Raw genomic sequence first — 15,165 nt, 5'->3', positions numbered from 1 at the left:
TCCCGGGAGGCATGCCCCGCACAAATTAGCGCAGCATGGATTTATTTTTGTATTCCGCCGGGGTCATGCCGACGTTTTTCTTGAAGGCCAGGCAGAAATAGGAGGTGTTGACGTACCCTACCGCTTCCGCGACGACGGCCACTTTGCTGTCTTGCTCCTTCAAGAGCCCTTTGGCTATGCCGATCCGGTAGTCGATCAAATAATCGAAGATCGTCTGGCCCGTCTCCTTCTTGAAAATATGGTTGGCATGACGTCCGCTCAGGTAAACGGATTTGGAAATATCCTCGATCGTAAGCGCCTCTCCGTACCGCTGTCCGATGATGTCCCGAATTTGATCGATCACTTTCTGATTTTTGGTCGGATTGCGTTCGGCGAGCGCTTCGCGAAGCGTCGCGAAAATTCGCCGCAGCCAAACCCGCGCTTCCTTGGCGGGAGCGGGAGCGGGGACGTTAAAGTAGCTCCAATCCGCCGATTCCTCGCCTAGCAGCTCCTTCAGCGATTTGTTCGCCTCCTCCAGCAGCACGTTCACTAGATTGAGCGTCAAATAGGAGAACACCTTGACGTAGCTTTCGTGCGGGACGCCTCCTCCGGGCAAAGACATGTATTTGTCCAAAAACTCGTCGATGACCTCTTCCCCGCCGTAAGACAGCAACACCTTCACGTCTCCGTACAACGATTCTAGCCCCGGCATCGCGTCGAACGGACTGCGCTCCGCGCGGTCCTCGATTTCCGAATAGACGATAATCGGGCTGCTGCCTTCGTAGAAGGTTGTCAGCGCTGCCTGCCGAGCCTGCCGATATAGCTCAGCCATGGCGGAGAGCGAAGACGACGCCTCGCTGATGCCGATCGTTACGGAGCGGTCCAGCCGCTCCGTTATCATCAGGTGCAAATTAACCGTCGTCTGCAGAAATTGCTCCGACTCGCCGAACAAAAGAACGGCAAAGGAGTCTCCCGCCATCTGTACCGGATAAGCGGACACGAGACCCTGGCGTTTCGAATCGGAATCGGGACGCGGCGCTCCATCCGATTCCCCGGATACCGCGCCAAGGGCGGCTCCCCGCTCCAGGGCGTTAACCGCCTTCTTAATCGTATACGATTGGTAGTAGGTATCCACAACGCTGCGGGAGGACTCCCCGCTCGTCGACTCTTCTTTCTCCCTAACGTCCAGGGCAAGCACCGCAAAGCTCGAATTATCCGGCACGGACACGTGGAGAAAGCCGATTCGCTCGCTAATGTCTCTTTCGTCGCGGAAATTGCCGAGCAGCAGCTCCTTGAAGAACTGCTCCTGCACGAGCGGCAGCATTCCCTCGAGTTGACGCAGCATGCCGGCCCGCTCTCGCTCTCTTCGTTCACGTTCGGTCATCTCGCCAAGCACACTCCGCACCGCGGACTCCAGCTCGCCGGAGATGATTGGCTTAAGCACGTAGCCGTAAACCCCTAGGTTTACCGCCGATTTCGCAAATTCGAAATCGCTGTGGCAGCTCGTAAATATCATTTTTATATCGGGATATTGATCCCTCACGCGCTCCGCGAGCGCGATTCCGTTCATCATCGGCATAGCGATATCGGTGACGATCAAATCGGGATGAAGCTCTCCGACGCCAGCAAGCGCTTCCGCTCCGTTAGCGAACGTGCCGACTACCTCGATTTCCAGCGCCCCCCAGTCTACCGCTTGCTTAATGCCCATACGTTCGTATTTATTGTCATCTACAATGATCAGCTTGAACATAAGCGCTCCCCCTTTGTCTTCAGTTAAGCGTTTTCACTTCTAATGGTAGGATGGAGTTCCCGTCAAATCCAGTCCATATCAGGAGAACAGATGCCGCTATTCGGAGCTCTATTATTCACTCATTATAGCTTGTTTCTTGTCGCTGCATGAGAAATATTCCTATCGGTGTACTTCGACGATTTGCGACCGCGTTTATGCGGGAGTTTTTATCGCCAATCAAAAAAAAATCGCTTTTCTCTTTATCACTTTAAAGAACTTAAACTTTCTGATGCGGTAAATAAAAACCTCCTCATTGCGGCCAATGAGGAGGTTTTTGGATGGTTTGACGGCTGGTTTATTTTTGTTGACCATTGGCCGCGTTCATTAACGAACCGTAGGCCCAGTGACTCTCTGGAAGATCCGGGAACGTCTGGACTCCCGTCCATTCCGATGAGCGCTGCAGAATCCGGGCTATAATGGTAGCAGCCTCGGCTTTGGATAAAGTCTGGTTCGGCTTGAAGTTGCCGTCCGGATAACCGGCTATCAGACCGTTGCCATAAGCCAGCTCCAGCGCCGATTGTGCCCAGTGCCCCTCGATGTCGACGAATGACGCTTCGCCTGAGGTTAGCGAAAGACTCCGCAGCTTAAGCGCCATTAATATAAATTCCGCCCGCGTGATCAATCGTTCTGGCTTCAAGCTGTTGTCTGGATAACCGTGCATGAATGCAAGCTGCGTACAGAAAGCGATCGCTTCTGCCTGTTTGTGCAGGGGGCTTACATCCCGGAATTGCTTCAGTACACCCGTGTCCAGCTTGGATTGCGGCTTCTCGTACAAACTGTAGATCATGTCGGCCACGTCGCCCCTCGTGAGTTTGCGGTCGGGCTCGAGAAGACCTTCTTTATTCGGAGACAGATAGGATCCGGTATAAGTAACGTTTTCACCTTTTTCCGGCCAACGCTCTTCCGATTGGACAGGCTGATTCGGTTGTGGCTCCTCGCCGCCGTGAGAGGCCGGAATGGTTTCCAACGCTGCAGCGGCAGAACGAAGCGCATATAAGGAGTTTCTGATGTCTATGTTGCGCGGCGTCGATAAGGCTACGATCTCCTCCGCGGCCGCGAGACTGTAGGAATAAGTTTCCCATGTCTGGCTTGTATAGCTCGAAGCGCTTCTGCCCCGAGCAATCTCCGTATTGTACAGCCGTCTCAGATCGCCGACATCCACCGAAGCCTCACCTTCCAGCTGAACCAGATTTTCAACTTCTCCGGCAACCCGGTCTTTGCCCGCATGATACAATTCGGTCGCGACATTATGGAATGAATTTTCTGCGGTAATGACGCCATAATCTCCAAGCGTTACGCTAATGCCCTTGTTAAAGTCGGTCAGGATATTATTCTGCACGAGCAGGTTGGTCGCATCGCCGCTATAACCGTCCGTAATCAAGTCCGAGCTTTTGAGCCCCGACCAGAATACGATTCCGGATTCTTGCGGCGCCTCTGACAAATTGTTAGGCACGGCGCTTGGCACACCAGTAAGAGCATTGTTGCGGATTTCGATATTGTTTGCACCTACCGAATAATACCGGCCCTCGGAACCGTAACGCTGCGTATTAAGAAGAATGCCGCCTGTGCGTGTTTTCGGCGACACGCCAGCGAACTCGTTGTCGCGAATCGCGACATGCATGGCGGTGACCAGAGCCGCCGATTGTTTAATCAATGCGGTCCAGACAAACGCGCCTTCCGTATCGACCGCGTCGTTGCCAGCTACCACCGTGTCAACCGCGTTACCGAAAATATAAATGCCCTTGCTCGTATTTTCCGCAAAGTTATTGTAGATGGTTACATTGTCGTTAGGTGAAATAAGCGTGAACACACTGTTGCCGTCAGGAACGACGTCCCAGCTGCCCTTAATTGTAATGACATTGCCGTCAATGCTTTCCACTTCCCGCCACTGCCCCATGCCCCGGCCGTCCGTAATTTGCACGCCTAGCGTATTGTACATAATGGAGTAGTCCCGATGAGGCATAAGCGGAGCAGTCGTCAACGTGTTCTCGGTCGCGTTGATGACATAACCGGTGTTGAAGTTGCCTCCTGGGCTGTCTACAGCATAACTTTCTCCATCGTTATAGTCACTTCCAACGTCGTACACCTGATTGCCTTCCATGTGCACGTTGGCGCGGGCGAACAGACCGTGCGAATCTTTGAGCACTCCCGCCTGCCATCCGCGTCCGTGCACAATGTTGCCGTTCATGAACGAGTAGTTGGCAACGGTCTGCAAGTAACCTTCGTGCGCGTAGTCCAGCTTGTTATTAAAATAAGTCGTATATTCGTTAAGATAAGCATGCGTAATGCCGGCGGACCAGCCGCTCAGCTCGGAGTCGCGGACGATAAACCGTTCTTTGCCGATAATGACGACGGCCAATCCACGCATGCCCGCGTAAGGATCCGGGTTCGCCTGTCCGTAGCCGGTATCCAGCGTATAGTCCAATTTGATATTGTCGATAAACATTTCGCTGGCCGTGCGCAAGGCCATATTGCCGGCTGCTTCGCTCCATGGCTGCCCGAAAGCGAAAAACATATCCGGGCGCTTGGCGTTATCGGAGAGTCCCACCGTAAACCCGGACACACCATATCGGCCTTCCACCGCGCCGTCGCCTTCGGATTCGAACATATTGACTCCCGCTCCCGTATAGACGAGATGCGTCGAATCCCTATCTTCGCCCAGCAGCACAATGTCCGCATACATCGGAACCCGGCTCAGCTCGTACATGCCCGACGGAAAATAGGCGACCCCGCCGCCGGAAGCCTTCGCTGCCTCGATCGCGTCCGTCACGGCGACCGTATCGTCCACGCCGTCTCCAGGGGTAGCTCCGAAGTCGGTTACGTCATAACGATTGTCCCAATCGAACACGTTAGCCCAAGCGACGCCTAATCCAAGCGGATCCCTGCCTACCTCTACCACGTCCAAAGTTTGTCCGCTGGCCAGCGGCGCCCAGCTCAAGCCGTCGTTGTTGCTCACCTCTACGGTGTATTTGCCGATCGGCGCCTTAACGTTAAAGCGCAAAGAATATGGCGAGTACTGATCGATCTTCTGCACGACCGAACGGGAGGCGTTAACGAGTCGCAGACGCGTCGCCGAATCCATTCCGAACTGCTCTGCCATCAGGTTGCGTCCGGATAGATCGATCGTCTGCCCTTCCCATGCTTCATATTCGGAGATGAACAACGGACGCGCGGCGTTCAGCAACATAGGCGCGCTCCATCCGTTTCCGTTGTTGATCCAGACGGTGTATATGCCTGTGGTCAGTTGCTCCGGGAACTCGGCTACGAGGAAGTAGCCATCGCGACCGTCGTATTGCTTGATTGCCGCAGGCGTTCCGTCGGCCGGCGGCATTGCAGGCAAGGAACCATTGCCGTTGTAAGCCTTCATCACGACCTGTATATCGTCCGGATCGCCGGCTTTCAAACCGTAGCCGTTAATAGAGATTAGCTCGCCAGGCTTCACCCCATCCGATAGCTTGTAGACGACCGGCGGAAGCTCCCAGGCCTCGCCCCCAATCGTCAACGCAACATCTTCAGTCGATTTTGCCAACTGATCCTCGTCATCCGCAGCAAACGAGGCCGTGACGGTAAAGCTGCCCATATAATTGGGCGTGATGCTCAGCGTCGCCACTCCGTCGTCATCGGTTACGGCCGAACCTAATGAGGCGGGAATATAATCACCGACCGTTCTGCCGGACAAGTTGAACTCTACCGTTTTGCCGCTCACAGGAAGGCCCTCGGATGTTAACGCCACATTGAGCTCAACAGGGGAGCCTGATTCTGACACCTCATAAGTCACGGAGTCAAACTGCAAAGCCGTGGCTTGGTATTCCGGCATATCGACGGACACGACGCTGTCGCCGGGTAACGAATAACGCCCGTCGTCTTTGACGCGCGATCTGTAGAAATATGTGCTGCTGGTTCCCAGATCGGAATCGACATAAGCGCCGTCCGCGGCATCCGTCATACCTACCTGAACGAAAGGACCCTCTGCCTGCGCGGAACGTTCGATGACCGCGATCGAACCCGCGTCCCCGCCGCTCCAGCTCAGCTTAGCGGAGCGAGGCGATTGGTACTCGCCGGTAAACCCTTCGAGGTCATAAACCGCCGGTTCGTCGAAGAAGAATGCCTGTGGACCGAAAGTCATGTCGCTGTCTGTTTTGGTTACCTTCAGTGTAAAGCTGCCTTTAACATAATAGGTCAAATAAACGCCGTCGATAAACATATCCGGCTTAATCGAATGGTTAGGAAGCATGACGTTGCCGTTGTTGTCCAGGAAGGAGAATTCCACCGCATTTTGCGGAACGGCATTGCTATAGACCGTGAATTGATGCCAAGCCTGATCGTCCAGAACGAAGCTGAATTGTCCCGGAGAGCCTCCGGCTCCATAGGTATCATGTTTGGCAGGCGACCCGGCGCCGGCCGGAACGCTTAAGCTGGCTTCGTCGCTCGTCGAACTTCTGGCCCACAAGCTTCCGTTGACATTGTACGTGAATTGATCTAGATAATTCGGCTTCGACACGTAATCATGGATCGTCGGATCCATGAACAGCCATGTATCCCAAACCGGATTATCGCCCGGAACGGCATCCGGATAGTTGTATCCCAACAAAATATGTCCGTCCTGACCGTAATTACCGATCCAATCTCCCTTGGTCGACTTGTCGACGCTGACTTGCGACACCTCGGCGTCTGAGACGGGATCGACGGAATCGACAGGATCGAAGAACATCCCGGACGGTCCTTCGTTCCACGAGCCCATCACCTCGAAAACGAAGCTCCCTTTTACTTTGAACGTGATGTATGCGCCTTGATCTCCCAGGCTATTTGCCCCTTCAGGTAAACCAGGCGCATCGGCCAATGAAGGAGTAAGCGTTTTCATTCCACGGAATGTATTCACAAGATTATTGCCTTCCAAATCCTTTATCGTGTAATACTTATAATTCATGTCCCCCGCAAAATAAACCGAAAACAAATGCTCCTCGTTATCCCCGAGCGTGAACGCGAACTGCCGAATGTCCCCGTCGCTTCCCGGCGTCCCTCTTGAGATAAAGGCATTCGTCTTGGTAAGCCCGCTGCCGGACGGCGGATCCAGTACTGCCCCGTTGCCGCTGACGTCATCCGATTTGAGCCATGCGCGAGCCCCTGCGGTAACGGTATAGATGTTGCCATCTTGCTCCTGCACGTAAGCCGGCTGCATGGTCAAATCGCTGTCGTACAAAGCGATTTCTTTGCTTGTCTCCCCTTGATTCTCCATCGGATCGGCATCTCTGCCCTCATAACCGAACAACACGTACCCGTCCCGGCCGTATACACCGTTCCATGCGCCGCGTGTCGCAAGATCATATGCGTTGACGACGGCGCTTGAGCCCGCTGCGGCCTCGGCCGTCTTCGCGGCGGGTAATGGCGCGCAGGTCATCAAGAAGGTCATCGCCGCGATCATGCCTACGGTCCATCGTTTAAGCCTTGTCTGTTTCATTTTTTTCCTCCTCATTGATTCATCGATAGATTGATTTACGCCTAAAGTATAGCCCTCTCCAGATTCCGGATATAGTGAATATTCGGAGGAGCTATGGAGATATCCGGCTAATCTATAGTTACCAAACGGAAAATAAGCCAAAAAGACTGCCCCCCATCATTTGGGAAGCGGTCTTATCGTTTATGAACGCTATCCATCCGCTTTTCTCGGAAACACATTGTCCGATTTCCTTTAAAAATTAGTTCGATAAAACCGCGTGAGTATGATGTGTGGGTAGAGTTTGGGGGCAAAATGTGGGCACGTTGTGAGCATGCTATTATTCAGGTATATGCTTCAAATATTTTCAAACAAAAAGCCACCATCCTTGACGGTACCTAAGTACTGTCAAGGATGGTGGCTGATGTAATAGGCGCACGCTAACGAAGTAAGAGAATTATGCCGTTCTTATCTAGAAGACCGGATGAAACTCACACTGTATATGGACAAAACACATATTACGCATGTAATTGATGGTTTTGTTTTCCTTGGCCATCGTATTATCCGCAAACGTGGCGCAAAAGTTAAAGCGCGGATTCCGATCATTGATGAGAGAGCATGCTCGGTCACCAGAGAAGGGTAAGGCTAAATCTGGGTACTGCAAGGTCAAAATAGCCGAGGATTATTCCAACTCTTTAAACCTTTGGAGCATAGTGGCAACCTCTGCTCTGGTTGCAAGACCAGAAGGATTTAGAGTCAAATCGGAGTTGCCCTTCATAATGCCCTTTGACACAGCCCAAGTAATTGACGCTTTGGCAAAGTCTGAAATTTCATTTGCATCTTTGAAGCTCAAGCTTGAAATTTCGGTTTGAAGGTTAGACCCTTTACCATTTGCGTATCGATAAAGCATAACCGCAATTTGCTCACGAGTGATTGCATCATTGGGAGCAAATTTACCCTTACCATATCCGTTAACAATTTGGTTTTGGTTTGCCCAAATAATAGAATCTGAATACCAAAGACCGCTTTGAACGTCAGAGAACACATCTGAATATTTAACATTTGGTTGATTTTCCATACGATATACTACAGTGGCAAGCATTGCACGGTTCATTTTCCCAGAGGGCGAAAATTTTGTTTCAGAAGTTCCCGTAAATAGCCCCTCGTTATAAGCATACCTAACAGAAAAATAGAACCAATCGTCATGTGCTATATCTGTAAAAGGCGTTTTTCTCGCAAATGTAACAACAACAGTTGTGTCACGGCTAACCTCTGGAATGGTGTAAATGTCACGGCCTATAAATCTTTCGCCGTTGATATAGATATATTCGGTTTCAAACCCTTCATCGGGAATCATTCTGATGGTTGCAGAGGTTGTTGCACGAATGGTTTGAGCTTCAAAGCCATCCGCAATTTTGCCATTTCCTCCTTCAACAGAAGCTATAACAGAATAGTTAACTGTGTTATTACTATCCGAGGCAGCCCAACGTTTCGGACCGATAATTTTTGAGTTCTCAAAATTGGAAATGCCAATGCTAAGCTTTTCGATTGCTTCTGTGATTTCCGAGGCCAGAGCATCTTTTTTATCAAAAACAGCCTCAGCCTCCGCAATAACAATCCTTAAATTTTGAGCGGATTTTGTTGAATACCAAAAATCCGGGCTATATATGGTTTTGGGATTGTCCGCAATTGTAACTGAACCAAGTAAAGATTTTGCAGCAACAATATCTTCATATAGTGAAGATTTTGAGGCTTCCTTTATTCCAGAGCCAACAATGATTTGCACATCTTCAAACGGTTCAATATACCGCTGTGACGCATCTTTATTGGTTACAATGAAGCTGCCTAAAGAAAAGTTGAAAGTTCCGTTGTTTCTAGCTTGGAAAACAGCAGTTCCGATATTTTGAAGCATAGAATCATCTTTTCCGCTCGCGGTCATATCAAGAAAGATATAGTTGATGACACCATCGGAATATTTCATTGAAATGTCCTTTTCCATCTGAACACTGCTGTTTTTCAGAACATAAGAATCAAACTATAGCTTTCCTTGAAAACCATATACTGGTGCCCTTCCGGCACCAGCATATGAAAGACTTAGTTTAACAAAAATTTCTTCTCCAACTTCAAAGGATGATTTTGAGGTGCCAGAGCTGTCAGTTACTGTGATGTTTACACGATAACTAAGGTCTGCGGCATCGTTTGCGCTATAGGCATATGATGGTAAAACAGCCACTAGAAGTATCATACAAAAAATAATTTTTAAATATCTTATCATCTTCTAAGTGCCTCCATTAATGTAAGTTGCGCATCTACAATGTCAACAATGCCGTCGCCGTTTTTATCAGATCTCACCCAGTTTTCTGAAGAACTAAATCCGTTGTAGACATTGTTTAAAATAGCATCTTTTGTTGCCGAAATGTCATTTCTATCAATAACACCATTACCATCGGTGTCTCCACGAAGAAGAATTGGAGATTTCACCGTTGGTTCAAAAACAAGATTCGCTGTTAATTGCTCACCTGTGACAAGTTCCCTTGAAGAACCAATATATGCTTTCTTCAAGCTGTCATATAAAAGAGTTTGTTTGTTTCCTTCAACCACCACTGTTGCCTTGCCCATGTTTATTTCCGTGTATATGGTGTACAACGAGAACCCTTGTGTTTGGCGAACTTCATAACGATAACCAAGATCTTTCACGCTAATTTTGATAACGTCCGACAGTTCTTTATAGACATTTTCCCCATTTAGACCTTCAAAAGCAGAAAGTCTATAGCTAACTTTGATTGCCGTTTCGCCGGGGGCTAATGCTTCAATTGTCCCATCTTGTGAAAGGCTGATGATGTTCTGATTATAAAGAACGTGCCACACAACGTCTTCTGCTTTTAATACAGTATCGCCAACTGTGCGAAGAGCTTTAACAGAAAGCTGCGTTTTTCCGCCTATGCCAAGCTCGATAGAATCAGGCTGGTCATCGGAGCTTTCAAGGTCAGAGATTAATTTAATGCTTTCAAACTCTGTCAAAGCACGATTCACAAGATAAACTTGAACAACCGTTTCGTTTCCAGCATCATCAACCGCTTTAAGAATCAGCGTTTGATCTGGGTCTTCGCTTGAGGTCTTACGATTTACAACGAATGTTCCGTCTGGATTTCTAGCAATTCCGTCTGAACTACCGTCTAAAGTTAATGATGCGGATGGTTCTGTTAGACCATGGAAGCTATAGCTTGAGCCCGCGCCAACAAAAACGACTTGATTGCTGACGGTGTTGTCAACGTTTTCCTTGTCAAGGCTTGTTTGAACATCTTCGCCAAGGAGTAACGTAGGTGCTTTTGTGTCAACAGTAAACCCAATTGCACCTGATGACCTGCTGCCTTGAATGGTGTCACGGTTTTCACCAACCGCTATAAAGTCAATCAATTGCTGGCCGTCTTCAAGTCTTTCTTCAAATGACCAAACCGTCTTAAACTCCTGAGGCGTGTTTTTTTCTTCAGTGTTAAGGTTAAATGTCATTTTAACAGGCCTGTCGAACGTGTACGTTACCTCTAACTTGTCAGTACTTAAATAATATCGATCTTTTGATCTGTCAATGTTTGTTTCAATGCTTAAAAGCTGAGGCTTCTCCATTGAAGGCATAACAAAGCTTTGCGATGATGCAAATTCGGTTGAACTATAATATTCCGCATGTTTAAGAGGATTTTCCACAATTCTAGCAGCCTGCACTTTAACAAAATAAGCCTTGCCTTCCTGTAATAAAGGTCGGTTTGTTTTGTCTTCTAATGGTTTTAGGATGATGTCACTGCCAACTTTAAATTGACCAAAGGAATTTTCAACCTCAACACCATCTTCGTCTTGGATAGCCACGAGATAGTGTGTTGCCGTTTCGTCACTTCCAGTTATATCAACTTTCACATAGCCGTCACCACTGTAGACCGCAGAAACAGCTTGTGGTTTTTGAGGAAGCAGTGGATTGGTGAAAGTGATTGTTGAAGAAGTGATTTTCTTACTCATTCCACCTTGATGGTTAACAAGCATCGCAACAACATGATAGTCCCCTTGAGGGAAGGACTCAGGAAGTGTGAACACATGAGAACCTGATTCAATTTCATCTAACTCCAGGTTGCCAATACTAATTAATGATGAAGTGTCTTTCATGTTAGTCGATTCAATGGTTTGCATGATTGATGGGTCTTTTGTGACATAGACATTAAGTGCACCTGAATATTTGCTTTGCTTATCCGTTATCCAAGAAACGTTAATATCACGGCTCGTATTTTTGCTATTAGAAGCACTAATTCCTGTAAGCTCTGGCATATTGTCAACGCTGTTCACTTCAAAGTTGTCGATATAAACATCAGGTGTTTCAACTGAAATGGACCAGTTACCAGGAACAATAAGAGAGGGGTCAATGATTGAAATGTACAAATAATTAACGCCATCTAAAGATTGAACAAGATAGTTTCCGTTGCCGTTATTATCGTCTTCAACCATTGTTAATTTATTGCCTTTTGGATCAGTGACAATGATTTCTGATGCAGAAGGTTTGACAAATCCGCGAAGTGGAATTTCAAAGAGAAGTGCATCTTTAGTTGTCGGGCTAACCTCTTTTGTAACACCATTTCCGGCTCGAGTGCTAGCACTTGCCTTTGTAGTGAGTCTTCTCATATTCGTTCCATATGCCATGGTCGTTGGCACAAGGTTGCCGCTTTCGTCTAGCGCTTCCGAGTGGACATAGTGAACGGCGTTTCCTCTTGAAGACAGGTCGATCGATCCGCCAAAGCTTAGGTCACCGTTCCAATAATAGATAAAGCCAAGCTTAACTCCAATGACTTTAAAGTTTGCGCCAACAAAGTCAGATGAAACAGCTGCCTCAACTCCTGCAAGCTCCTTGCCCCCCACAAACGGGATTGAGTCTGGAATGAACAGTCCTGCGTAAACATAACCATAAAAATAATCTTCCGTAATTTTTATCGTTATACCACCACGAATCGCTCCGGCGTGAATGCTGATGTCGCCAAAGGCATTTAGCTGAAAAGGCGATATCCATTGAACATTCATTCCCGCTCGAATATTAAGAAGTCTTCCATCCTCGTCTTTTTTCAACCGGCCAACACCTTCAATTGCAAGACCGGATAGTTTTGCATCCAGCTTAAAGTCACCTACAATAATGGCATTAATTAAAAGCCTTGTTTGAAGATGGATGGTAAGTGGTGGAAGTTCGCCTGCTGGTTCTCCAGCAATTGTATCTGCAAGGTTTGAAATTCCTCCGCCAAGACCTGTGATAAATACATAAGGTGCAACCACAGGAACTTTCATTGTTGATGGTGCCAAAAAGAAAGTGAGTTCGTCAAGCATCATTTTTGGAACAGAGTTAATAGGAACCTTTTTCAGTGCCAATGACCCTTCTACTTCCAGCATTGTGATAGAAACACCGGCATCAATGCTATAAATATCATCAATGGTGTTAATTGTTATTTCCGCCTCAACACCGGCTTCGTTTCCTACTAATGGGCCTAATATATCTTCTGGTAGGCCTACAGATAGTGTTGTGTTAATGCCAATAAAACCAATTTCGCTGTCTTTACTTCCGTAGAGAACATCTTGAACGTTTGCGGTTAGTGAGCCTTTATAATCATAATGCTCCTCACCCTTCGATTTGTCAGCAGCTTTTAAAGGCATTGAAATCTTTCCGCCAAAGCTAATTCCGAAATCATCCTCATCTTGAGTCATCACGCCATATTTAATATTGATTAAGAAACCTGCAATATTTTGCAGCATAGTACCCGCATCTCCAAGCTGAAGCTCAAGTGCCACAGCCTCCTTCTCGGAAACAGCTTCCCGATCCAGGCTGTATTTGACTCCATTCTCGGCTTCAAAATGCCACTTATTATGCCAAATATTAATGGAGTTGATTACTTTGATGGTGCCATCGCCTTCTAGCTTTGCTCCATTGCTGTCAACTGTCATCTTAAGAGCTTCGTTGCTGTCATAAGCCAAGATGTTGTTGATGGTAATGTCGCCATCGGCTCTGCTAGCAGAGTAATATTTTTCTGTACCCGTACCCATAAGCCTAATTTTCCCGCGAAGTGTCAAAAGAATTTCTGTTTTATCTTTTTCAAATCCGATGCCTTTGTTAAGAAGGCCATCTCTTTTAACGCTGCCAGATACAAATTTTTTCATTACATCTTCGTTTTCAAAACTAATATAGTCATACAACTGTCTGTTGTTTGAAGCGTTTGTAAATCGGACTAGCGAAACAATACCATAACTCGCACTTTTATCCGCTAAATTATTTGTTACATCTAGTGTAGCTGCTGCTTTGATTTTTGTACCAAAGGCATCTATTAGCTGTTGATTTGTAAATCTAAATTCAATGTCATATTTTCCAACTGCCAAATTTTGATTCGTTGAAAACGCAAGCGTTTGACCTTCTTCTACAAAACTTATTTTTCTTTTGTCAATCAAAATAGCCTCACCGCTTGATGGTGAAACAAGATAAAGACTCCATCCATCACTTCCCGAAAGGGCCCCAGCCAAAACTTTCATATCACCAGAAACGGTGATATTTTTGTCGCCTTCATAATAAACGGCCGCTGGGAAAACATGCTTCATTGAAACTTCCGGAAGCTTGCCTTCAACTGCAGGAATCAAAATGTTTGTATTGGCACTATAGTCAACCACTTTATGTGTGCTAGAATCAATAATTTCTGTTGCGTTTAACGAAACGACCAAACGTTTTGCCGTTATCATAGACTGATTCTCTGCAATAATGTCAACATTGGGAATATCAAACACAGATCCAATGTTAAGCCCGCCCGAAATCTTCACCGTATATTCTCGTGTATTCGTTGCTGCAAAAACAAGTCCCTCATCAAGGCTAAGTCTCACAATGGGTTCTATGAGTTCTCTAGCTCCTGAGACACTGTTGTCAATGGTTACATTTGCTTTGAAAACGCCATTGTTTTCATATGCTTTTTTGTCGTTAGTCAGTAAAACGTCCTCGGTTTGGATACCTATTGAAACATGCTCCTTTTGTGTTTGTTCAGAAAAGTTACCGATACCATAGAGCATTTCAGAAATTCTGACTTGACCTGGCTCAATTGATTTTTCGTTCCAATAATAAGCAGTTGCAGTGTCAGGAACTAAATATTTGTTTGAGTAGTTGGTAAAGTCAACATTCGGGTTTGGTGTATAATCGTATCTTGTGTTTGCAAGATTAACCCAGTGACCAACAATAACTTTATCAACGTTTACGTTATTGTTGCCACTCCAGCCGGACAACATGGCATAAGCCATTTTGTCCGAAGCTGAAAGAGAATCAACATATCTAATTTGTTGCGGAAGGTTGTCACCGCTATATTCGGTTTCAACGATTGTCGGTTGTGTGGGGTCAACCAAAACATAAGGTGAATCAATTTCTGAGCCAAGCGCGTTGTCTAAAAGAAGACGAATACCCACTTTTCCGGCTGCGGCATTGTTATTTTTCACATCATATGAAATACCAATGTTTCCAGCCCTCGGGTTGCTAGGATCAATAGAAATGGATACCTTTTGTGTGATAGTATAGCCCTTGATGTCCCATGCAATGGTTAACAGCCTGTTTTGCTCTGAAACGACAGGTTCATGAAGCTTTGTATCTATTCCAAACCAGCCATATTCCTGACCGAAAATAAAATCTTTTCCGTCGATACGAACGGTTGTGAATGATGTTCCATTGCTCCTTGCCGCATCTTCCCTATAAAGAAGCGGAAGGTTGTTGTCGAAAGCTTTTTGTGGGTGACCGTCAATCGTTTCGATTGAAAAACCACCTGTTCTTGAATTTATAGAATATTTCATAAACTCGTTTGCAATTGAATAATCCGCACTGCTAGCATCCGCACGAACAGGGAAACTTGCAAAAGTGAAAAGCATGGTTAGACAAAGGGCTGCAGCTATGCTGCGTTTTATTGTTCTAAAGATAGCCATT

The 15,165-nt window shown here is 47.0% G+C and carries 5 protein-coding genes; all 5 read right to left on the bottom strand.

The window, feature by feature from the left end; genetic code table 11:
* Window positions 1-25: 25 nt before the first annotated feature.
* The 5 genes from AC0YN3_RS26995 to AC0YN3_RS26975 all read right to left on the bottom strand — a co-directional run bounded on the left by AC0YN3_RS26995 (window position 26) and on the right by AC0YN3_RS26975 (window position 15,164).
* The gene (locus AC0YN3_RS26995; protein ID WP_475778007.1) at window positions 26-1,729 is read right to left on the bottom strand and encodes a response regulator; all 1,704 of its coding nucleotides are present in this window, start codon (window positions 1,727-1,729) and stop codon (window positions 26-28) included.
* 334 nt (window positions 1,730-2,063) lie between these two features.
* Window positions 2,064-7,226: an S-layer homology domain-containing protein gene (locus AC0YN3_RS26990; protein ID WP_475778006.1), complete on the bottom strand. Its 5,163-nt coding sequence runs from the start codon at window positions 7,224-7,226 to the stop codon at window positions 2,064-2,066.
* 658 nt (window positions 7,227-7,884) lie between these two features.
* Complete coding sequence (locus AC0YN3_RS26985) at window positions 7,885-9,201, bottom strand: S-layer homology domain-containing protein (protein ID WP_475778005.1); 1,317 nt, start codon at window positions 9,199-9,201, stop codon at window positions 7,885-7,887.
* Between the two features lie 36 nt (window positions 9,202-9,237).
* Window positions 9,238-9,477 (bottom strand): hypothetical protein, encoded by a 240-nt coding sequence (locus AC0YN3_RS26980; RefSeq protein WP_475778004.1) that lies wholly within the window; start codon window positions 9,475-9,477, stop codon window positions 9,238-9,240.
* The gene (locus AC0YN3_RS26975; protein ID WP_475778003.1) at window positions 9,474-15,164 is read right to left on the bottom strand and encodes a hypothetical protein; all 5,691 of its coding nucleotides are present in this window, start codon (window positions 15,162-15,164) and stop codon (window positions 9,474-9,476) included. The genes AC0YN3_RS26980 and AC0YN3_RS26975 overlap by 4 nt, the downstream gene beginning before the upstream one ends.
* Window position 15,165: the final 1 nt, after the last annotated feature.

The sequence above is a fragment of the Paenibacillus sp. J22R232 genome, from assembly GCF_056269165.1.
Note: the sequence above shows the minus strand (reverse complement) of the source record. Positions and strands in the feature narration are given on the sequence as shown.